Raw genomic sequence first — 22,334 nt, forward strand, 5'->3', positions numbered from 1 at the left:
CACCTAACGCGCTCAGCGATGATGGAGATTGAAACAGTGAGCCACCCTCCGGTGCCCCGCCCAGGCGCCGCAGCAGAATGCGACGCGACGACGCGACGCCAGCGCGAGCGGAGAAGACAGGCGTGACGATCCCCTACCCCACCATCCAGCCGACCCCCGCCATCGCCGCGGTGACCCCGCCCTCGGGCGCACCCCGGCCGCGGGTGACGTTCCTTGGGACTGGTTACCTCGGTGCGACGTACGCCATCTGCTACGCCGAACTGGGCTACGAGGTTCTCGGGTTCGACGTCGACGCCGACAAGATCGCGATGCTGAACGCCGGTCAGGTGCCGATCCACGAGCCCGGCCTGGACGAGCTGCTCCGACGCAACCTCGCCGCCGGCCGCCTCCGGTTCAGCACCGACATCGCCGAGACCGCCGAGTTCGGTGACGTGCACTTCATCTGCGTGGGCACCCCGCAGCGGGCCGACGGCATGGGCGCCGACCTGTCGTACGTCGAGGCGTCGGTCACCAGCCTCGCGCAGCACCTGACCCGCAAGGCGTTGATCGTCGGCAAGTCCACCGTGCCGGTCGGCACCGCCGAGTGGGTCGAGCAGCTCGTCGGCAAGCACACGCCGGACGACCTGGACGTCGAGGTGGCGTGGAGCCCCGAGTTCCTCCAGGAGGGCTTCGCCGTCGACGACGTCCTGCGGCCCAACCGGATCGTGGTCGGCGTCAAGAGCGAGTGGGCCAACGGCATGCTCTACGCCGCGCACAAGGGCGTGTTCGACCTGGCCGCCACCGAGGACCGCGAGGTACCCCTCGTGGTGACCGACTTCTCCACCGCCGAGCTGGTCAAGGTCGCCGCGAACGCCTTCCTGGCCACCAAGATCTCCTTCATCAACGCGATGGCCGAGGTCTGCGAGGCCTCCGGTGGCGACGTCACCCAACTGGCCCGCGCGATCGGCTACGACCCGCGCATCGGCAACCGGTTCCTCCAGGCCGGCCTCGGCTTCGGAGGCGCCTGCCTGCCCAAGGACATCCGGGCCTTCCAGGCCCGCGCCCAGGAGCTGGGTGCCGGCGAGGCGCTGCGCTTCCTGCACGAGGTCGACCTGATCAACCTGCGTCGGCGTACCCGGGTGCTCCAACTCGCCGCGGACCTGCTCGGCCGCCGCTCCGGCCCGGCCGGCCCGGACTTCTCCGGCACCCGGATCGCCGTGCTCGGTGCCACCTTCAAGCCCAACACCGACGACGTCCGCGACGCCCCGGCGCTCGCCGTCGCCGCGCTGCTGCACAAGGCCGGCGCCGACGTGCACGTGTACGACCCGCAGGGCACCGAGAACGCCCGCCGCGCGGTCCCCGAGTTGACCTACGAGAGCAGCATCAACGAGGCGGTCAACGAGGCCGACCTGGTCTGCGTCCTCACCGAGTGGGCCGACTTCCGCAACGCTGATCCGGTCGCCCTGGGCGAGTTGGTGAAGGGTCGCAAGGTCGTCGACGGCCGCAACTGCCTCGACCCGGCACTGTGGGCCCAGGCGGGCTGGGAGTACCGGGGCATGGGTCGCCCCTGACCCAACCGACGCATCACCGGCCGGCAATCGAGCATCTCGGTGGCCGGCCGGTGTCGTTGTTTGCCCCGGACCCGCCGACAAGAGTCGAAATCCGCGCCAGCTTTGGGCATGCTGCGACAGTGGGAGTCCACAGTGCGGGTGGAGGGGTGTCGTGGCGACCTTTCAATGCTCCTCGTGCGGCCGGGAGATCAAGCCGGCTGTCCGATGCCCCCACTGTGGGGCAGATCAACCACAGTGGGTCGAGCACCTGGCCGACATTGAGCGTTCGATAGCGGAGATGAAGGCGCGCGACGCCGCCATCGCCCGCGAGCAGCGCCAGATCGCCGCGAAGATGCAGGCCGCGCTCTTCCAGCGGGACATCCTCGCGCACGCCGGCGAGGAGCGGCTCAAGCAGGCCACCCGGCCACGCCGGGTGCTGCGCCGCCGCCCCGGCCGACGGCCACCGACGGCCACCATGGGAGCGCCACCCCGGGTGCCCCGCCAGGGCACTCCGACCGCCCCGGAGGATCCGCCGCCGCCCCCACCAGCCGCCTGGCTGGACGTGGACGACCCGGAGCACCCGCCGGAGGCGTCCTCGCGCGAGGTGCAGAACATTCCGCTCGGGCTTGGCGCGCTGCTGCTCGGCGTGGCCGCCGTGGTCTTCGCCGCGGTGGCCACCAGCTCGATGGACGCGCTGGCCCGGCTCGGCATCCTGCTCCTGGCCACAGTGCTGATGCTGCTCGCCCCACCGGCACTGGCCCGGCGCGGGCTCACCTCGACCGCCGAGACCATCGCCGCTGTCGGTCTGCTGCTGGTGCCGCTCGCCGGCAACGCCCTCTGGGCGGTGGACCGGATCGGCGTCGGCGGCGGCTCCGGCACTGTCTTCGCCGGGGTGATCTTCGCAGTCACCGCCGCCGTCGCATTCGGGTACGCCGGTTGGACCGGTCTACGCGCGCCCCGCTTCGCCACTGTGCTCGCCGCCCAGCCGGTGCTGCCTCTGCTGGCGTACGACCAGATCACCGGCCCGGGCGGCTGGGCCCTGGTGCTGGCCCTTGTCGCCCTCGTCAACCTCGGCCTGGCCCGCTCCGGCGTGACTGTCGAACGCCCCGTCCGGCAGGACCTGCCAGCGCCGGGCACGCCGGCCGCGCCCCGCCAACGCGACGCCGAGAGCCGGCCGGAGGGCGACCCGGAGGAGGCCGCCGAGCTGATCGACGCCAGCGGCGGCTCCGCCGACCCCCAGCCGGCCCGCCCGGTGCCCGGCCTGCGTGAGCTGACCTGGTTGCTGCACGCAGTGGCTGTCGCCGTCTCGCTGGCGTACGCGGTCACCGCCCTGCTGCGGGCGCAGACCGTGCCGACGGCGGCCGGCGCCGGGGTGGTGCTGCTGCTGGCCGCCATGATCGGGCTGGCCGGCGCGTTGGTGCTGCGTCGCCCGCCGCTGCCGGACGTCGCGGCCGGCATCGTCACCCTGGCGGTGATCGGTTCGCTCAGCCGGATCGCCTCGGTGGCCCTCCCCGGCCGGGCGCTGCTGCTGATCGCGGCGGTCATCACGGTGACCGGGCTGGCGGTGCGCGCGGTCCCGGAGGCGGCCCGACGTGGCCCACAGTTGGCCTCCGCGGTGGCGCTGACCGTCAGTGGCCTGGTGGTCGCCGGCGGCGCGCTACGCGCCGGGGTGGCACCGGTCCGGGCGGCACTGCCCGCCTGGAACCCCGACCTCAGCCGGTACCCCGGCGAGTTGGCCGCCGCCGTCGGGCCGACGACCTGGCAGCTCGCGGGTGCCGCGTTCCTGCTCACCATCGCGGCGGTGCTGGCCCTGCCCACCGAGATCCGCCGGGAGTTCGCTGTCGCCGGCGCGGCGCTGACCGCGCTCGCCGTTCCGGCCTCGTTCGGCCTCGGCTGGGCGGCGGCACCCTGGCCAATGGTGATCACCGCGATCGGCATCGGGGTCATCGGGCTCTCCGCCCGCACCGACCGAGCCGCTGTGGCGCACGCCATCGGGGCGGCCGTGGTCGGCCTGTTCGGCGCGGGTGCCAGCCTGGTCAGCCCCACCCTCACCGCCGCGGTCCTGATCACCCTGTTCGTGGCCGGCACGCTGGTCACGCTGGCGCCCCGGATCAGGATCGCCTCGGCCGCCTCCGACACGGTCACCGCCTGGGCCGCCGGTGGCGCCGCGTTCGCGCTGCCCGGGGCGGTGGCGGCGTTCGTGGCCGCGACCATGCCGAGCGACCCGACCCCCACCCCGGCGAGCCTGCGCGAGGTGACCGTCCCGATCCTGGCGGCCAGCTTCCTGGCGGTCTGCGTGACACTGGGCTACGCGGCAGTCGTGCAGGTCTCCCAGCGCCACATTCCCGCTCCGCTGTCGCTCGGCACCGGGCTGGGCGCGCTGATGGTCACCGCCGCGGCGTTCGGGGCGCCCGGCGCGACAGTCGCCGACGCCTGGGTGGGCGCGCTCCTGCTGGTCGCGGCGGTGCTGCTCTTCCTGGCCCCCTCCATCGACGCCGGCCGTCGAGCCGACCTCACCCTCGACGGCTCGGACCTGGCCGCCGCAGCGGTCACCACCGCCCTGATCGCCACGCTGGTACGGATCGGCGCGGTGCTCGCCCCGGGCGGGCAGCTGGCGGTGGCCGCCGCCCTGCTTCTGGTGGTCGCCGTGGGCGCCCGCAGTATGCCGGAGGAGTGGCGACGCGGTCCGATCCTCGGCCTCACCGTCGGCGGCGTCCTGATCGGCGTCCTCGCCGGCTGGTCGGCGGTGCGCGGTGGGGTCGGCGTGCTGGCCACCCCCGGAGCGATCTGGAGGGGCGACCTGAGCGACTGGCCGGCCGCCCCCGTCGGCGGTGCCACCTGGCAGGCGCCGGTCGCGCTGGCGCTGCTGGCCCTCGCCGCCGGCATCCTGCTCCCGCCGCCGTGGCGCTGGGACGTGTCCGGTGTGGCGGTGGTGCTCGCCACGATCGGCGCACCGGCCGCATTCGATCTGGCCTGGTGGTCGCCGGTACTCGTCGGCGGAATGGTCGCCACAGTGTTCGGCATGGCCGCGGTGGCAACGGAGGAGGCGCGCGCCGGGCTGTCCCGGGCCACAGTGGCCGGGGTCGTCGCGCTGCACGCCGCCGGAGCCGGACTGGTCCGCCCCTGGACCACGGCCCTGGCGCTGGGCAGCATCGCGCTGATCGGCGTGGTGGTGGCCACGCTGGCCCGCGTCCTCGCCGGTCCACAGGTCGTCGACATCGACACCGAGGGGATGCCGCCGCACCTGGCGCAGATCGGCGGCGCGGCGATCGGTGCCGCCCTGCTGGCCCTCCCCGGTGCGGTGGCGGCGCTCTCCGCCGAGTTCGAACACTCGGCGCAGGTGGTGCTGACCGCCGCGCTGGCCGCTACCAGCCTCGGTCTGGCCGCCGTGGCCGCGGTCCGCCGGCTGGTGCCGCAATATCTGCCCTGGGTCAGCGTGGCGGTGGTCGGCGGGGCCACCATCAGCGCCCTCGCCGCCATCCCCACCGGCCTCGCCGCTGGCGTCTACGCGGCCGCCGCCGCCCTGCTCGGCGTACTGGCCGAGCTGATCCGCGCGGCCACAGTGCCGCCCACCGGCGCGGCCCAGCCGGTCCGGCGCTGGGCGGTACGACTCGACGGCGCCCTACGGCGGTTGCCGGACGACGCGGAGAGTCGGCGGTGGCGGGTCAACCCGGCCGCTGGGGCGTTGGCCGCTGCGGCGTTGCCGACCGCTCTGGCGCTCGCCTCGATCGCACCCGCGCTGCTCACCGCCCTGGTAGAGCCGCACCGCACACTGACCCGGATCTGGCAGGGCCCGCCGCCGGAGCTGCAAACCCCACCACCGGACGTGGTCAACCCGACCCACGTGCTGACGGCGTTGCTGCTCACCGCGACCGCCGCGCTGGCCGCCACCGGGTTCAGCGGCGGGCGGCGTTCCCGGGCCGTGCCGGTGGTGCTGCCCGGGGCGGCCGTCACGCTGCTGATCGCACCCATCGCGCTGGGCCAGGGCTGGCCCGCCAGCACCGTCGCCGCGCTCTCCGTCTTCACCATCGCGATGCTCGGTCTCGCACTGACCCCACCGCCGCCGCTGGTCGAGCGTGCCCGCTCGCTGCGGCTGGCCCGGGTGCTGGTGTTCGCCATCGGTCTGGCCGGTGGCAGCGCCGGGCTCGCCGGCAGCCTGGCCGACCGGCAGATGACACTGTTCACCCTCGGCAGCGCGGTCGGGGTGGGCGCGGTGGCTGCGCTGTTCGGCACCACCCAGCGGGCACGCATCCTCGGCTGGCTCTTCGCCTCCCTCATGGCGCAGCTCTTCGTGCTCACCGCCGGCCTGGTCGCCGGGCTGGCGGCGGTCTGGTCGGCGTTCGGGGTGCTCGCCGTCGGCGCGGTCCTACAGGTGCTCGCCGCGACACTGCCCCGGCTGCGCCGCCCCGAGGCGCAACGGGAAGCATCCACCGTGGAGTGGACCGGGTACGCTGCCGCGCTGATCGCGTTGGCCCTCGCCTTCGACTCGCCCCGCCACATCGCCGCCCTGCTGGCCGCCTGGGGCGCTGTCCTCGGGGTGGCGGCCACCCGACCCGGTCGCCGGCCGGTGGAACGTCGGATCCTGTTCTGGTCGGTGGTGGTCTGTGAGATCACCGCGTGGTGGATCCTGATGCGCGTCGCCGACGTGGCGTTGCCCGAGGCGTACACGCTGCCGTTCGCCGTGTTGGCCCTCCTCGTCGGAGTCCTGGAACTGCGCCACCGACCCGACATGAGCAGTTGGGTGGCGTACGGGCCGGCGCTGGTCGCGGCCTTCGTGCCGACGCTGGCAATCGTGCTGGCCACCGAGTCCAGCACGGTGCGGCAGATGCTGCTGCTGCTCGGCGCTGTCGCGGTGCTGATCTTCGGCTCGTCCAGTCGGCAGCAGGCCCCGGTGATCGTCGGCGCGTCGGTCACCGCGATCACGGCGATCCACGCCCTGTTCAGCCTGGGCCCGTGGCTGGCGCTGATCCCGGTGGGCATCCTGCTGCTGGTGCTCGGCGCGAGCAACGAGCGCCGCCGCCGCGCCCAGGAACGCCTACAGACAGCCCTACGCGGCATGAGGTAGGTCGGAGGGTCCCTGCGGCGTGGGCGAGTGCGCCGGGTGTACGGGCGCGGGTTGCGCTGCCGCCCGCGATCTTGCACTTTCTGTTGCGACATAAGGCGTGAAAGCCGCAGAACAATGACCGAAAGTGCAAGATCGCGGGGTGCAGGGCGGGGGGTTAGTGCAGGGTGGCTTGCAGGGCGGCTTCCTTTGTTGCCACCAGCTTCTCCAGGTCCTGCTGGTAGGTCGCCATCTTGGCGCGCAGGCCCTCGTCGGCGGCACCGAGGATCCGTACGGCGAGCAGGCCGGCGTTGCGGGCGTTGCCGATCGACACGGTGGCGACCGGGATCCCGGCCGGCATCTGCACGATGGACAGCAGCGAGTCCATGCCGTCGAGGTGCTTCAGTGGCACCGGCACACCGATCACCGGCAGCGGCGTCACCGAGGCCACCATGCCGGGCAGCGCGGCGGCACCCCCAGCTCCTGCGATGATCACCTTGAGGCCCCGGTCGGCGGCGTCGCGCCCGTACTCGATCATCGCGACCGGAGTCCGGTGCGCCGAGATCACCCGAACCTCGTACGCCACGCCGAAGTCGTCCAACACCTCGGCAGCGGCCCGCATTGTCGGCCAGTCCGAGTCGCTGCCCATGATCAAGCCAACCGTGCTCACTGCGGCCCTCTCGTCGTTCCCGAAACCGTGACTCACTCGTGGCCCTCGCGCAGCCAGCGCGCGGCCCGGGCGGCCCGCGCCCGCAGGTCGTCCAGGTCGTCACCGAGCACCGTGACGTGCCCGATCTTGCGGCCGGGTCGCACCTGCTTGCCGTACAGGTGCACCTTGGCACCCGGCTCGGCGGCGAAGAGGTGGTGCAACCGCTCGTCGATCGACATTCCGCCCGGCTCGCCGCCGAGCACGTTCGCCGACACCACCACCGGGGCGGTCAGCGCGGTGTCGCCCATCGGGTAGTCCAGCACGGCTCGCAGGTGCTGCTCGAACTGCGAGGTCCGGGCGCCCTCGATGGTCCAGTGCCCGGAGTTGTGCGGACGCATCGCCAGCTCGTTGACCATGATCGCGGGCCGGCCGGCGTCGTCGCGCACCTCGAACAACTCCACGGCCAGCAGGCCGATCACACCGAGCGCGGTGGCCAGGTCGATGGCGAGCTGCTGCGCGGAGACCGCCAACTCCTCGTCCAGGCCGGGTGCCGGGGCCAGCACCTCCACGTTGATGCCGTCGCGCTGCACGGTCTCGACCACCGGGTACGCGGCCACCTGACCGAACGGCGAACGGGCCACCTGCACCGCCAGCTCTCGCCGCAGCGGCACCCGCTCCTCGACGATCAGCCGGGTGCCGCCGGCGAGCAGCGTGGTCGCCAACTCGGTGGCCTGGGCGGCGTCGTCGACCATCCAGACGCCCCGGCCGTCGTACCCACCACGGGCCGCCTTGAGCACCACCGGCCAGCCGACCTGCTCGCCGAAGCCGACGAGGTCGGCGGGCTCCCCGACCGGCCGCCAGGCCGGGTTGGGAGCGCCCAGCTCGGTCAGGCGTTCCCGCATGACCTGCTTGTCCTGGGCGTGCAGCAGCGCGTCCGCCGGCGGGTAGAGGGGTACCCCTTCCGCAGCCAGCGTGCGGATGTGCTCGGAGGGCACGTGCTCGTGGTCGAAGGTGACGACGTCGCAGCCCTTGGCGAAGGTGCGCAGCGCGGCCAGGTCGGTGTGGTCGCCGTACTGGACGTCGGCGGCGACCAGCGCCGCGCCGTCGTCGGGGGCGGTCGCGAGCACACGCAGTGACTGGCCGAGGGCGATCGCGGCCTGGTGGGTCATCCGGGCCAACTGGCCGCCACCCACCATGCCGACAACTGGCAGACCGGTACGGGAATCCATAGCGCGGCCAGCCTATCCGGGCCGCCGACGGGCCCACCGGGAGGGCTGGCGACCCACCTCGGAAGCGCTGGCGGGGCCGCCCGGCGGGCGGCGCTGGCGACTACCGGGCGTGGCCGTGCGCTCAGCCCAGCTCGGCTACCAGCTCCTCGACCGAGGTGACCGGCCGCTGGCAGACGAAACCCCGGCAGACGTACGCGGCGGACCGCCCCTCGACCAGCGGACGGTCGGCGAGCAGCGGCACACCCGGCTGGTCCGGACGCCCGGCGACGACCACCGCTCCGGGCGGCGCGTGCCGGCGGGCGGCGGCCACCAGGGGGTCGCCGGCCGGGTCGTCGGTGACCACTGCGATCTCGTACGGCCCGGAGAGCAACGCCTCCCCGACAGTGGCCGCGTACCCGGCGAACCGGGGGTGCCTGCCGACGATGGGCGCGACAGTGCCGAGGGCCGCCTCGGCGGCCTCCCGGTAGCGCGTCTCCCCGGTCAGCGCCGAGTACGCCACCAGCCCGGCGATCAACGCCGACCGGCCGGACGGGGTGGCGTTGTCGGTGGGGTCGGCCGGCCGCGCGACGAGCCGCTCCGCGTCGTCGGCGGTGTCGTAGAAGGCACCACCGGGCGCGGCGAAGTGCGCGAGGGCGGTGTCCAGCAGCTCGCCGGCCACTGTGAGCCAGCGGCCCTCGCCGGTGAGCTGGTGCAGCGCGCAGAATGCCTCGGCGACGCAGCCGTAGTCCTCCAGGACACCGGCCGGCTCGCCGACCTTGCCGTCCCGGGAGACTCGGCGCAGCCGGCCGTCCACCAGGTGCACGGTGGCCAGGTGCTCGGCGGCCTGGCGCATCGCCCCGTCGGCGACGATGGTGACGCCGTCCATCAGGTTGGCGTCCTCGTCCTGCGGGGACGCGTACACGGCGGCGACCTGCTGGAACTCGGCGATGGCGGTGATCGCCAGGCCGTTCCAGGCGGCCACCACCTTGTCGTCGAGGGCCGGCTGGGGGCGGGTGTCCCGGGCGGCGAGGAGCCGCCCGACCACCTGCTGCCAGCGGGCACGCACCTCGGGCGCGGCGTCGTCCACGTCCCGGGCGAGCTTGAGCACGCTCATGCCGTGCTCAAAGGTGCCCTGGTCGGTGACTGTGAACAGGTCGGCGGCGAACCGGCCGTCCTCCTCGCCCAACGCCTCCACGAGCTGGGCGGGCGTCCAGGCGTAGGTGAGCCCCTCGACGCCCTCGGTGTCGGCGTCCAGGGCGGACGCGAACCCCTGCCCCGGCCGGTGCAGCTCGTCGGCGAGGAACCGGGCGGTGTCCCGGGCCACCCGGCGGGCCAGCGGGTCACCGGTGAGTCGCCACAGCTGGGTGTAGACCCGCAGCAGCAGCGCGTTGTCGTAGAGCATCTTCTCGAAGTGCGGCACCGTCCAGTGCGCGTCGACCGAATAGCGGGCGAAGCCGCCCGCGAGCTGGTCGTAGATGCCGCCCCGGGCCATCGCCTCGGCGGTGTGCCGGGTGATCTCCAGGCTGCCCGGGTCGCCGGTGCGCTGGTGGTGACGCAGCAGGAAGAGCAGGTTCATGTGCGGCGGAAACTTCGGGGCGCCGCCGAAACCGCCGTTGGTGCGGTCGTACTCGCTGGCCAGCGTTGCGGCCGCCGCGTCGAGCAGCGGGGCGTCCAGCGGCGCGGTGGGGCCGCCCACGGCCTGCGCGCCGCCGATCGCCTCGACCACCGCGGCGCCCTGGCCCAGCACCGCCTCGCGCTGCTCCCGCCAGGCGGTGGCGACCGACTGGAGCAACTGGACGAAGTTGGGCCGCGGGAAGTAGGTGCCGCAGAAGAACGGGGTGCCGTCCGGGGTGGCGAAGACGGTCATCGGCCAACCACCCTGGCCGGTCATCGCCTGGGTGGCGGTCATGTAGATCGCGTCCACGTCCGGACGTTCCTCACGATCCACCTTGATCGACACGAAGTTGTCGTTCATCAGGGTGCCGACCTGCTCGTTCTCGAACGACTCGTGCGCCATGACGTGGCACCAGTGGCAGGCCGCGTAGCCCACCGAGATGAGCACCGGAACGTCCCGCCGCTTCGCCTCGGCGAACGCCTCGTCCGACCACGGCCACCAGTCGACCGGGTTGTCGGCGTGCTGCAGCAGGTACGGACTGGTGGCGTCGGCGAGTCGATTCACCTGACGACCATAGCCAGCCCCGGCGCGGACCGCGCGGGCTCCACCCGGACGGTCAGGAAGCGCCGTCGGCGCGGAGCCGGAACACGTTCGACTCCGCCGAGTCGCGCAGCGACCCCAGCACCGCACCGATCTTGTCCGCCGGCATGGGCTTGAAGAAGTGGTAGCCCTGCGCGGAGGTGCAACCCAACTCGGCCAGGGCCATTCGCTGCTCGGCGGTCTCCACCCCTTCGGCGACCACCCGCAGCCCCAACTCGTGGGCCAGGCCGACCGTCGTCCGGACGATCGCGGCGGCCTCCGGCGAGTCGGCCATCCGGATGACGAAGGAACGGTCCACCTTCAACTCGTCCACAGCGATCCGGGTGAGGAAGGTCAGCGACGAGAAGCCGGTGCCGAAGTCGTCGACAGCGAGTTGCACGCCCATCGACCGGAGCGTCGCCAACACCTCGTCGATGACCTCCAGCTCGCTCATCACCACCGTCTCGGTGATCTCCAGAACGAGCCGGTGCGGCGGCACCTGGTGGCGGCGCAACGCCTCGGCGATCTCCGCCGGCAACCGGGGGTCGAGCAGGCTGCGCGCCGAGAGGTTGACCGAGATCGGCACGTCCAACCCCTCCCGGGCCCAACTGGCGGCCACGCTGAGCGCCTTGTCGAGCACGTAGCGGGTGAAGGTGCCGAGCTGCTCGCTGTTTTCCACCGGGCGGATGAAGTCGGCCGGGTTCAGCCACCCACGCCGGGGGTGCTGCCAACGGATCAGCGCCTCCACCCCGGTGGGCGCACCGGTGGCCAGGTCGACCGCCGGCTGCAACGCCAGCACCAGCTGATCGTCGACCTTCAACGCCTCCCGCAGCTCGGCCAGCAGGGCGAGCTGGTCGGTGCTGGCCGCGTCGCGTGCTCCGTCGTACGCGGCGACGTTGCCGCCGCCCTCCTTGGCCTGGTACATCGCGATGTCGGCCCGACGCAGCAGCTCGGTCAGGTCCGCGGTGCCCGCGGCGGCCACCACCACCCCGACCGAGACCTCGATGGACATCCGTACGCCGGCCACCTCGGTCGGTGCGGCCAACCGTTCGGCGATCTCGCGGGCCTGCCGCAACGCGTGGGCCATCGGGGCGGCCCGGTCGCCGAGCACCGGCACCGCCGTGAGCAGCAGGGCGAACTCGTCACCACCGAGTCGACCGAGCAGGTCACCGGCGCGGACCAGCGCGTTGAGTCGGTTCGCGGTCAGTCGCAGCAACTGGTCACCGGCCGCGTGGCCGAGGGTGTCGTTGACTTCCTTGAACTGGTTGATGTCCAGCAGCAGCAGTGCCACCGGGTGGTCGTGGCTGAGCTGTCGCAGCGACTGGTCGCCCTTGCTCAGCATCGCCGCCCGGTTGGCGAGCCCGGTGAGCGGGTCGTGCACCGCCTCGTACGACGAACGGGCGGTCACCAGCCGCAGCTCGTGGTGGGTCGCGGCGTCGTGCAGCGCGGCGGCGAGGGCATCGCCGAACGCGGCCACCGCGTCATGTTCCCGGGCCGTGGGCGGGGCCGAGCGGGGGAACCGCACCCGCAGCCGGCCGACCGGCGTGGCACCGACCGACAGCGCCCGGCTCAGCTCGTGCTCGTCCGGCTCCGACTGGTCCGGTGGGCCGGTCTCCCGGTCGACAAGCTGGCCGCCGGCGTCGCCTCGATAGCGGTGCCACCGGCCGTCGGCCCGGGCCACGTCGACGTCCACCAGCTCGGCGTTGAACAGCGTCAGCGCCCCGGTGACCGCCGCGCTGGCCACGCCCCGCTCGTCGAGCTGGTTGAGGGCCGCGGTGGCCTCCGCGAAGGCACGCCAGGTGCGGCGCTCCTGATCGGAGCGCAGCCGGTAACGGTAGGTCTGCTGCAACAGCCACAGCAGTGGCGGCAGCAACAGCAACCAGCGCGGGTCGAGTTCCAGCAGGGCGACCACCACGAGGCCGACCGCGACGTTGCCGACGAACATCAACAGCTTGCCGCGCAGCGCGGCGAGCAGCGGCGGCCCGATCGGCAACCCGTGCCGCAGGCCCAGCGTCACGCCACCGAGCCAGGCGGTCACCAGGAGGTACGTCACCGAACCGGCGATCACGGCCAGCGCCAGGATGGGGGTGGGTGGCGAGAGCAGCGGCCGCCCGAGCGCGGTGGTCACGGAGACGGCAAGTGCCGACGCGGCGGCCAGCGACGCGGCGATCCGGACGATCTCCAGGGCCGGACGGCGGTCGTTGTGCAGTGACAGCAACGTCCAGGCCAGCCCGGTGCCGAGCAGCGTGGCGGACGGGAGCCAGCCGGCTGGAGTCAGGTAGAGGCAGACGATCAGGGCGGCCTCGCCCCAGGTGATGCTGACCATGCCGGCGGCCGAGCGGAATCGCAGCCGGGCGAGCTGGGCGAGAGCCAGGACGGCGACGGCGATGCCGAAGCGGGCCGGACCGCCGAGGGGGTCGTCGGCCGGCAACCGGACCGGGAGGGTCAACCCGACCGCGGCGGCGGCCAGGGCGGTCAGCGTGACGGCGGCGGTGAGCACGAGCAGCCGGCCCGGTGTGCCACGCACCCCGAGCCGATCGAACGGGTCGTCGGCCGGACCGGAGGTCATCGACCTCCCCCGTCAGCCGACCGACCGACGTCGCGGTGGGCGGCCGGTGCTGTGCTGGTCATCGGCGCCCCCTCCCGCACACGGCTCGGAGACTTTTGGTCCCCCCGGCGGAAGGCTAAGCCAAACCGGGTGGTCGCAACAGGGGGCGACCACCCGGTTCGGCGTGATTCATGCGCGGACTACCCGTTCAGGTGCTGCTGGTGCCCGTTGGGAGCGGGCGTGGATGAATCACGCCCACCGGTCCCGTCTGTCGGATCGACGACTGTCGCATCGGCCCTGGTCGGGTCGGTCGGCCCGGACTGCTGGGGGAAACGGTCCGGCAGACGGCGCAGCCGAGCGTTCATGTTGCGGATCAGCAGGATGGTCGCGGTGGCCAGCAGCAGGATGAGGAAGAGGCCCATCGGCCCGGCCAGACCACCCGTGCGGGTGTCCCCGAAGTTGTTCTCCGCGAGCACCTGGGCAGCGGTCAGCATGGCGTTCCTCCGATGTGCGGTTGGTAACCAGGGTAGCGCCGCCGGGAATCAGCGCGCGTGCGCCGTCTCCCGCACCCCGGCGAAGAGATCGGACTCGGGCAGCGGGCTGTCGACCATCGAGCGGGCCAGCTCGTAATCCTCGGTCGGCCAGGCGCGCTTCTGCAGCTCCATCGGCACGTGGAACCAGAAGCCGTCCGGGTCGACCTGGGTGGCGTGGGCGCGCAGCGCGTCATCGCGGACCGAGAAGTATTCGGCGCACTCGACCCGGGTGGTGATCCGCGGGCCCTTGTCGGGGCGGTCCTCCCATCGCTTGAGCCAATCCTCGTAGGGCGACTCCAGACCGGCGGCCAGCATGCCCTCGTGCAAAGCCATGATCTTGCCCTTGGAGAAGCCGATGTCGTAGTAGAGCTTCAGCGGCTGCCAGGGCGCGCCCAGCTCCGGGTAGCGCTCCGGGTCACCGGCGGCCTCGAACGCGGCCACGCTCACCTTGTGGCACATGATGTGGTCCGGGTGCGGGTAGCCACCCTCCTCGTCGTACGTGGTCACCACGTGCGGACGGAACTCGCGCATCAACCGCACCAGCGGGCCCGCGGCGACCTCGACGTCCTGGAGGGCGAAACAGCCCTCGGGCAGCGGCGGCAGCGGATCGCCCTCGGGCAGACCCGAGTCGACGAAGCCCAGCCATGCCTGGTCGACGCCGAGGATCGCCCGCGCGGCGTCCATCTCGGCGCGCCGGATCTCGCCGATGTTGGCCCACACGTCGGGTCGGTCGAGCTTGGGGTTGAGCACGCTCCCGCGCTCGCCACCGGTGCACGTCACGACCAGGACGTCCACCCCCTGAGCGACATATTTCGCCGTCGTCGCCGCGCCCTTGCTCGACTCGTCGTCCGGGTGCGCGTGCACGGCCATGAGACGCAGTTGCTCTGCCAACTTCGGCGCTCCTCGTCTGTGCCGGACGGTGGACCCGACCGGGCTCGACCGGCTGACCTGCCGGGATCTTTCCTCACCGCACCTGTCACCGGCCACCAGCGCCGGGCATGACCTGCCATTCCTGCGGCTGGACCGGGTGGGAGGATGGGGCTCTGTCATTCTTGCCGATGCCGCCGACAACAACGCCAGGAGATACCCGCCGGTGACCGAGACGCACGCCACAATTTCACCAGGCGCGCCGGTATTCCCGGCCGGACGCTACGGCCGCCGTCGGGCACCGGGCGGAAAGCGCCGCCGTACGCTGCTGGCCGCGCTGGCGCTGTTGGCGCTCGTGGCGACGCTGACAGTGATCTCGGTCCGGCTCTACCGGCAGTACGGTGATCCGGTCTACGACGCTCAGGTGATCACGTACACCGACATCACGGACAAGCAGGTGCTTCTCGACTTTCGGGTCACCGTCCCGCCCGGTGGATCAGCGGTCTGCCTGGTGCGCGCCCGGGACCGTGCCGGCGCCGAGGTCGGCCGCGAACAGGTCACCGTGACCGCCGATCCCGGGGATCGGCATGTCAGGACCCAGCACCTCCTGGCCACCACCGCGCGGCCGTTCATCGGCGAGGTCCTGAGTTGCCGACCACCGTCCTGAGCTGCTCGAACAGCACCAGAAGCGGGGCTGACGGGGTGCCTACCGCCGGTGTCGGATCCGGACACCGGCGGTGATGGCCGACACGCTGTGTCGTAGCGCACTGGTAACTTGGTAGTTCACCTGTCAGCCAGCCACGCACAACTGAGGAGAACGCCTGTGTCCACTGGCAACGAGGCGCCCGCCACCTGGCTGTCGCAGGACGCGTACGACCGCCTCCAGGCCGAGCTCGACGAGCACATCGCCAACCGTCCGGCGATCGCAGCCGAGATCAACGCTCGGCGCGAGGAGGGCGACCTCAAGGAGAACGGCGGCTACCACGCCGCCCGCGAGGAGCAGGGCAAGGCCGAGGGACGCATCCGCTACCTGCAGGAGCTGCTGCGCACCGCGAAGGTCGGCGCGGCGCCGACCGCCGACGCGGTGTCGCCGGGCATGGTGGTGACGATCTACTTCGACGACGACACAAACGACACCGAGACCTTCCTGCTCGGTTCCCGGGAGATCGCGGCCACGACGGACCTGACCGTCTACAGCCCCGAGTCCGCGCTGGGCAAGGCGATCCTGGGTGGTCGAGCCGGGCAGACCTGCACCTACACGGCGCCCAGCGGCGCCGACATCAAGGTGACAGTGGTCAGCTTCGAGCCGTTCTCCGGCTGATTCTCGCCGGTCGCGCCACCCGCTGCCGGCCGGCTCGACCGACGCCGGCACCCGCTGTCGAAACACCGCGCATCCGAGGCGTGGCACCCACCGGTGTCACGCCTCGGCCGCGAAGACCACCTGGTAGCCGCTGGCCCGTAGGGCGCTGATCAGGGTGTCCGAGTGTTCGACGCCCCGGGTCTCCACCGACAGCGCCACCTCCACCTCGCCGAGGCTGAGGTGCGGGTTGGCCCGCTGGTGCTCCACGTCCACCACGTTGGCCCGGTGCTCGGCGATCTGGCTGAGCAGCGACGCGAGCTGCCCCGGCCGGTCCGAACAGCGGACGGTCACCCGCAGGTAGCGACCCGCCGCGGCCAACCCGTGCTCGATCACCCGCAGCATCAGCAGCGGGTCGATGTTGCCGCCGGAGAGCACCGCGACCACAGGGGTCTCCACCTCGACCACGCCGGCCAGCAGCGCGGCCACACCGACCGCCCCGGCCGGCTCGACCACCTGCTTGCCCCGCTCCAGCAGCATCAGCAGGGCCCGGGAGATGTCCTCCTCGGAGACCGTGACGATCTCGTCGACCAGCTTGCGCACGTGGTTGAAGGTGATTTCGCCCGGCCGGCCGACCGCGATGCCGTCGGCGATGGTGGAGAAGATGGGCAGCCGGACCGGTTCCCCGGCCACCAGTGAGGGTGGGAACGCCGCCGCCCCGGCCGCCTGCACGCCGATGATCCGGACGTCCGGGCGCAACGCCTTCACGGCCACCGCCATGCCCGAGATCAGACCGCCGCCGCCCACCCCGGTGATGATCGTCTTCACGTCCGGGCACTGTTCGAGGATCTCCAGCGCCACGGTGCCCTGCCCGGCGATCACATCGGGATGGTCGAACGGGTGGATCAGCACCGCGCCGGTGCGCTCGGCGTACGTGTGCGCCGCGACCAGCGACTCGTCGACGGTGTTCCCGGCCAGCTCGACCTGCGCGCCGTACCCCTTGGTGGCGGCCACCTTCGGCAGCGGCGCGTTGACCGGCATGAAGACGGTGGCGTGCGTGCCGACCAGGCCGGCGGCAAGTGCCACGCCCTGCGCGTGGTTGCCAGCGCTCGCCGCTACCACGCCGCGCTCCCGCTCCGCCGCCGACAACCGGGAGATCCGCACGTACGCTCCCCGCACCTTGTACGAGCCGGCGCGCTGCACGTTCTCGCACTTGAGCCACGTCGGCCCGCCCAGTGCCGCGCTGAGCGGCCGGGAGGGCTCCAGTGGGGTGGTGCGGGTGACGCCAGCGAGCAACTCCCGTGCGGCCCGCACGTCGTCGAGACCGACCAGTTCCGTCATGCCCCGATCGTGCCACCCGACTCCGGGCCCCTCGGCGGCGACACCGCAGTGCCCGACAGCGCGCACACAGTCGACGGTCAGGCGGTGGCCGGCGACTCCGTGCCGACCCGGGGGTAGCCGGGGGCGTGACGCGTCCACGGCGCGGCCATCTCGAACTGACCGGCCACACCGAGCAGCAGCAGCTCCGAACCGGGCGGACCGACCAGCTGCACGGCGACCGGCAGGCCGTCCGGGCGGCGGCCGACCGGCACGACGACCGCCGGCAGGCCGGCGATGTTCCAGGGTGCGGCGTACGGGGCGTACCGGATGTTGGCTGACATGTTCGCCCGCCAGGACCGCTCCGACCAGCGGGCCGCCTCCGGTGGCGCGCTGGCCAGCGCCGGGGTGAGTAGCAGGTCGACCGAGTGGTCGGTGAAGAAGTCGACGGACCGTTGCCGCCAGGCGGCCCGGTCCGCCTCCCGCACGTAGCCGCGACGCTGCGCCCACTCGCCGAGCGCGACGTGTCGCCGGGTCCGCCGTTGCAGCCCACGCCGGTCCAGACCGGAGGCCCGGACGTCGGTGGCGGCCGCGGCGAGCCAGGTGGCGATGCCCTGCAGGCCGAGCGCGGTCGGGTAGACCGGATCGGCCGGCACGGTGTCGTGCCCGGCGGCGGCGAGGAGCCGACCGGCGGCGGCGACCGCGTCCCGGTTTGGCGCGTCCGGTGCGACACCGCGCACCGGCGAACGCAGCGAGACACCCACCCGCAGCCGCTGCGGGGGGACCAGCTTCTCGGGACGCCGGCCGGCGAGCACCGAGAAGCCGACCGCCGCGTCGGCGACAGTGCTGGTGAGCATGCCGTGCTCGGTGAGGCCGAACCAGTCGTCCGCCCCGAGCTGGCAGGGGACCACGCCCCGGCCCGGCTTGAGCCCGACGAGTCCGCAGCAGGCCGCGGGAATCCGGATCGAGCCGAGACCGTCGTTGGCGTGCGCGATCGGCACCAGCCCGGCGGCGACAGCGGCGGCGGCACCACCGGAGGACCCACCGGGGGTACGCGTGCTGTCCCAGGGGTTACGGGTCACCCCGCTGTCGTCGTCGGTCACTGCCCACAGCCCCAGCTCCGGCATCCGGGTCACGCCGAGGATCACCGCGCCGGCGCCGCGCAGCCGACGCACCACCTCGTGGTCGGCCTCCGCCACGTCGGTGCGGGCGGCGGCCGAGCCGTTCCAGGTGGGCAGACCGGCGACCGGTGTGTTCTCCTTGACCGCCACCGGAACCCCGGCCAGCGGCAGGTTGGCCAGGTCCTCCTGCTCGTCGACCTTCTCCGCCTCGGTGATCGCCTCACCGCCGCGAACGGCGCGGAACGCGGCCAGCTCACTGTCGGCTCGGGAGATGTACTCGAGGTGGTCGGCGACGACCTGGGTCGCCGAGACGTCACCTCGGCGTACGCCCCGGGCGATCTGCTTGGCGGTCGCTCCGACCCAGGTCGCCATGATGTCCTGCACGGCCATCCTCCCCCAGCGGTCAGCCCAGCGCCTGCTCCAGATCGGCGAGTAGGTCGTCGACCGTCTCGATGCCGACAGACAGTCGCACGAGATCCCCGGGAACTTCAAGCGGCGAGCCGGCAGCACTTGCGTGTGTCATCCGACCCGGGTGCTCGATCAGGGATTCCACACCACCCAGCGACTCGGCGAGCACGAAGAGCTTGGCCCGGTTGCAGATGTCCACGGCGTGGTCCTCACCACCGGCGGCGCGGAACGAGATCATGCCGCCGAACCTGCGCATCTGCTTGGCGGCCACCTCGTGACCGGGGTGCGAGGGCAGGCCCGGATAGAGCACCTGGGCGACCTTGGCGTGACCGTCGAGGTACGCGGCGAGCCGCTCGGCGTTGTCGCAGTGCCGGTCCATGCGTACCCCGAGGGTCTTGATGCCCCGCAGGGTGAGCCAGGCGTCGAACGGACCGTTGATCGCGCCCATCGCGTTCTGGTGGTAGCGCAACTCCTCGCCGAGCCCGGCGTCGGCGACGACGAGGGCGCCACCGACCACGTCGGAGTGCCCGCCGACGTACTTGGTGGTGGAGTGCACCACGACGTCCGCGCCGAAGGCGATCGGCTGCTGCAGGTACGGCGAGGCGAAGGTGTTGTCCACCACCAGCAGGGCGCCCGCGTCATGTGCCACGGCGGCCAGGGCGGCGATGTCGGCGATCCCGAGCAGCGGGTTGGTCGGCGTCTCCACCCAGACGATCTTCGTACGACCGGGCTGCACCGCCGCCCGGACCGCGTCCGGGTCGGAGACCTTGGCCGGGCTGAACTCCAGGCCCCAGCGCTGGGCGACCCGGGCGAAGAGCCGGTACGTGCCGCCGTACGCGTCGTCCGGGATCACCACGTGGTCGCCGGGCTGACACACGGCCCGCAGCAGGGTGTCCTCCGCCGCCAGGCCGCTGGCGAAGGCGAGCCCCACCGGCCCGCCCTCCAGCGCCGCCAGGCACTCCTGGAGCGCGTCACGGGTCGGGTTGCCGGAGCGGCTGTACTCGTAGCCGAGACGAGGTGCGCCGACAGCGTCCTGGGCGTACGTGCTGGTCTGGTAGATCGGTGGGATCACCGCGCCGGTGCGGGCCTCGGGGTCCTGACCGGCGTGGATGGCGAGCGTCTCGAAGCCGTGACTCATTCTGGTGAGGCTAGTGCCCCGCCCCGAGGGCGGGAACGGAACCCGCGCTCCCGGTGGGGGCCGGGCCTTCCGGCCCGGCCCCGTGTGCCAGCCAGGGGCCGACGGCCGGTCAGCCGGCCGGTACGGGCAGGACGTGCAGGGTGGCCGGGTTTCTCCCGGTCCAGTCGTAGGAGAGCGCGTAGAGCCGTGCACCGTTCGGCGACCAGGCCAACCCACCCGGGCTCAGCTCACCGCCTCCCAGCACGAAGCGGGTCAGTTCGGTGCCGTCCGGCCGATGGACGAACAGGTACGACGTGTCCGCTGCGGCGGCGATCCTGGTGCCGTCGCGGGACGGCTCGACGGCGGCCGGGTAGGCGCCGGTGGGGAAGGTCGCGGAGGGCGTGGTGATGTCGGCGAACGGGAACGCCTGCACCTCGTACGGGGCACCGGCCGCGGTGTAGACGGTGGTACCGGTCGGGTCGAGGGCGATGTCCCGCAGGTTGCTGCCGATCGCCGTCCAGCCACTCGCCCGCAGCAGGGTCAGCGTTCCCCCGGCTCCGATCGCGTACGCGTAGACCGACGCCGGGCTCAACGACATCTGCCCGGCCAGCAGCACCGACCGGTTCTGGCTGGCGGCGGCGAGCAGCGGAGCGCCGTAGAAGTCCTGAGTGGCGGCCATCCCCGTCGTCACCCGGGCCGGCTGGCGTCCCAGGTCGATCTGGCCGATGTTGCCGCCCCACTGGTCACAGCCGTAGCCGAACCACAGGTACCGGCCGGTCAACGCCAGCGACGACGGGCACTCGCCCGCGCCGGTGTCGTACCGGGCCGACTCGATCAGCGAGCCGGTGTCGAAGGCGGCGATGGCGTTGGCGGTGGGCAGCGCCACGTAGAGGGTCCGCCGGTCGGCGCTGAGCAGCAGGTCGGTGGGGCCGGGCAGGCCCGACAGCGTGCCGACCACGGTGCCTGTCGCGCTGGTCACCACGACATCGGTTGCGGAGCTGCCACCGCTGACGAAGACCCGGTCACCGGCCGACACCACGTCGGCCACCGTGTTCAGCGGCAGTGCGACGGCGGTCGGCGCGGCGGCCGCCTGGGCGTGGCCCGGGGTCGCGCCGGTGAGCAGCCCGGCGATCAGCGCCGCCAGCGCCAGGGTGAGGCCTCTTCTGTTCTGCAAGCTTGGTCCTTTCGGAGCGTCGACGCGCACGCCGACGGCCGGGATCACCCCGCGTTCATCGATTCACGTAGATGATTACCACAGTCGGTTCACGTGCGGGGGGCGCCGTGCCCCGCGAGGCCGCCGGCATAGCCTGGGCCGATGAGCGGTTGCGTGTTCTGCGGGATCGTGACGGGCGAGGTGCCGGCGTTCCGGGTGGCCGACACCCCGGACGGGGTGGCCTTCCTGGACACCCGGCCGGTGTTCAAGGGCCATGTCCTGGTGGTGCCCCGAGTGCACCTGGTGACCCTGGCGGAGTTGCCGGCCGACCTGCTGCCCGACTACTTCGCCATGGTTCAGCGGCTCGCGGTGGCGGTAGAGACCGCTCTCGGCGCCGGTGGGACGTTCGTGGCGATGAACAACAAGGTGTCCCAATCGGTGCCCCACCTGCACACCCACGTGGTCCCTCGCACCAAGGGCGACGGGTTGCGGGGCTTCTTCTGGCCGCGCACGCGGTACGACGACGACACCGAGGCCCAGGCGTACGCGGACCGGATCGCAGCGGCGCTCCCCGGCGGGGCCTGACTGACTGTCACGCGGGTAAGGAAGGTGGACCCTCCGGTGTTACACGCTGGGAGTGGTACGAAAGGAGATCCCCACCGTGTTTTTGCGCCGTATGAACGCCGATATGGTCTCGCCCGACCAGGCCCTGCCGGGCCGTTCGATCGCCATGCCGGTCGCCGACCGCCACGAGGTGCTGGGCACCCCGTTGAAGGGCCCGTTCCCTGAGGGCCTTCAGGTAGCGGTCTTCGGCATGGGCTGTTTCTGGGGTGCCGAGCGGCTGTTCTGGACGCTGCCCGGTGTCTACACCACCTCCGCCGGCTACGCGGGTGGCATCACCAAGAACCCGACGTACGAGGAGACGTGTTCCGGCCGGACCGGGCACGCCGAGGTCGTCCAGGTGGTGTACGACCCCAGCAAGATCAATTATGAGGATCTGCTGAAGGTCTTCTGGGAGAACCACGACCCGACCCAGGGCATGCGCCAGGGCAACGACGTGGGCACCCAGTACCGCTCGGCGATCTACACGACCACCGACGAGCAGCGGACCATCGCGGAGTCGTCCCGGGACGCGTTCCAGCCGATCGTGACGCGGGCCGGCAAGGGTGAGATCACCACCGAGATCGCGCCGCTCGGCAGCTACTACTTCGCCGAGGACTACCACCAGCAGTACCTGGCGCCGACCAAGAACCCGAATGGTTATTGCAACCACGGCCCGAACGGGCTGAGCTGCCCGGTCGGCGTGGCCCGAGTCGGCGGCTGACCAAGACGCACACCACCCCGTCGGGGCG

The 22,334-nt window shown here is 72.5% G+C and carries 16 protein-coding genes; 6 read left to right on the plus strand and 10 right to left on the minus strand.

The window, feature by feature from the left end; genetic code table 11:
- Positions 1-122 precede the first annotated feature (122 nt).
- Both MED01_RS01115 and MED01_RS01120 read left to right on the plus strand, forming a co-directional pair.
- Positions 123-1,550, plus strand: a complete 1,428-nt coding sequence (locus MED01_RS01115; RefSeq protein WP_238666646.1) for a UDP-glucose dehydrogenase family protein — start codon at positions 123-125, stop codon at positions 1,548-1,550.
- Between the two features lie 151 nt (positions 1,551-1,701).
- Positions 1,702-6,594 (plus strand): SCO7613 C-terminal domain-containing membrane protein, encoded by a 4,893-nt coding sequence (locus MED01_RS01120; RefSeq protein ID WP_238666647.1) that lies wholly within the window; start codon positions 1,702-1,704, stop codon positions 6,592-6,594.
- A 154-nt stretch (positions 6,595-6,748) separates the two neighbouring features.
- Here the strand turns inward: MED01_RS01120 and purE are convergent, their stop codons facing one another.
- The 6 genes from purE to mca form a co-directional block, all read right to left on the minus strand.
- On the minus strand, positions 6,749-7,240 hold the full coding sequence (gene purE, locus MED01_RS01125) for a 5-(carboxyamino)imidazole ribonucleotide mutase (protein ID WP_238666648.1): 492 nt from the start codon (positions 7,238-7,240) through the stop codon (positions 6,749-6,751).
- A 32-nt stretch (positions 7,241-7,272) separates the two neighbouring features.
- A complete protein-coding gene (locus tag MED01_RS01130) occupies positions 7,273-8,448 on the minus strand; it encodes a 5-(carboxyamino)imidazole ribonucleotide synthase (protein ID WP_238666649.1) in 1,176 nt (391 codons plus the stop codon).
- Between the two features lie 121 nt (positions 8,449-8,569).
- Complete coding sequence (locus MED01_RS01135; RefSeq protein ID WP_238666650.1) at positions 8,570-10,606, minus strand: thioredoxin domain-containing protein; 2,037 nt, start codon at positions 10,604-10,606, stop codon at positions 8,570-8,572.
- A gap of 52 nt (positions 10,607-10,658) precedes the next feature.
- The gene (locus MED01_RS01140) at positions 10,659-13,190 is read right to left on the minus strand and encodes a putative bifunctional diguanylate cyclase/phosphodiesterase (RefSeq protein ID WP_238666651.1); all 2,532 of its coding nucleotides are present in this window, start codon (positions 13,188-13,190) and stop codon (positions 10,659-10,661) included.
- A 179-nt stretch (positions 13,191-13,369) separates the two neighbouring features.
- Positions 13,370-13,663 carry a hypothetical protein gene (locus MED01_RS01145; protein ID WP_238666652.1) on the minus strand — a complete coding sequence of 98 codons (294 nt, stop codon included), beginning with the start codon at positions 13,661-13,663 and terminating at the stop codon, positions 13,370-13,372.
- A gap of 48 nt (positions 13,664-13,711) precedes the next feature.
- On the minus strand, positions 13,712-14,593 hold the full coding sequence (mca, locus tag MED01_RS01150) for a mycothiol conjugate amidase Mca (protein WP_238666653.1): 882 nt from the start codon (positions 14,591-14,593) through the stop codon (positions 13,712-13,714).
- Positions 14,594-14,795: 202 nt separating this feature from the next.
- On the opposite strand from mca, the gene MED01_RS01155 reads away from it, so the two are divergent.
- Entirely contained in the window at positions 14,796-15,236 is a 441-nt protein-coding gene (locus tag MED01_RS01155; protein WP_238666654.1) for a DUF4307 domain-containing protein, read from the plus strand.
- A gap of 156 nt (positions 15,237-15,392) precedes the next feature.
- Positions 15,393-15,890, plus strand: a complete 498-nt coding sequence (gene greA, locus MED01_RS01160; RefSeq protein ID WP_124854723.1) for a transcription elongation factor GreA — start codon at positions 15,393-15,395, stop codon at positions 15,888-15,890.
- A 96-nt stretch (positions 15,891-15,986) separates the two neighbouring features.
- Here greA and ilvA read toward each other — a convergent pair whose 3' ends face one another.
- The 4 genes from ilvA to MED01_RS01180 form a co-directional block, all read right to left on the minus strand.
- Positions 15,987-17,207: a threonine ammonia-lyase gene (gene ilvA / locus MED01_RS01165; RefSeq protein ID WP_238666655.1), complete on the minus strand. Its 1,221-nt coding sequence runs from the start codon at positions 17,205-17,207 to the stop codon at positions 15,987-15,989.
- A gap of 77 nt (positions 17,208-17,284) precedes the next feature.
- Positions 17,285-18,694 carry an amidase gene (locus tag MED01_RS01170; RefSeq protein ID WP_238666656.1) on the minus strand — a complete coding sequence of 470 codons (1,410 nt, stop codon included), beginning with the start codon at positions 18,692-18,694 and terminating at the stop codon, positions 17,285-17,287.
- Between the two features lie 13 nt (positions 18,695-18,707).
- Positions 18,708-19,850: a cystathionine gamma-synthase gene (locus MED01_RS01175; protein ID WP_091394199.1), complete on the minus strand. Its 1,143-nt coding sequence runs from the start codon at positions 19,848-19,850 to the stop codon at positions 18,708-18,710.
- Between the two features lie 109 nt (positions 19,851-19,959).
- Entirely contained in the window at positions 19,960-21,003 is a 1,044-nt protein-coding gene (locus tag MED01_RS01180; RefSeq protein WP_238666657.1) for a YncE family protein, read from the minus strand.
- Positions 21,004-21,144: 141 nt separating this feature from the next.
- Between MED01_RS01180 and MED01_RS01185 the strand changes: the two genes are divergently transcribed.
- Together MED01_RS01185 and msrA are read left to right on the plus strand one after the other, a co-directional pair.
- Complete coding sequence (locus MED01_RS01185) at positions 21,145-21,567, plus strand: HIT family protein (protein ID WP_238666658.1); 423 nt, start codon at positions 21,145-21,147, stop codon at positions 21,565-21,567.
- 76 nt (positions 21,568-21,643) lie between these two features.
- The gene (gene msrA / locus MED01_RS01190) at positions 21,644-22,306 is read left to right on the plus strand and encodes a peptide-methionine (S)-S-oxide reductase MsrA (protein ID WP_238666659.1); all 663 of its coding nucleotides are present in this window, start codon (positions 21,644-21,646) and stop codon (positions 22,304-22,306) included.
- Positions 22,307-22,334 lie beyond the last annotated feature (28 nt).

The sequence above is a fragment of the Micromonospora alfalfae genome (genome assembly GCF_022230925.1).
In the GTDB taxonomy this organism is placed as follows: domain Bacteria; phylum Actinomycetota; class Actinomycetes; order Mycobacteriales; family Micromonosporaceae; genus Micromonospora; species Micromonospora alfalfae.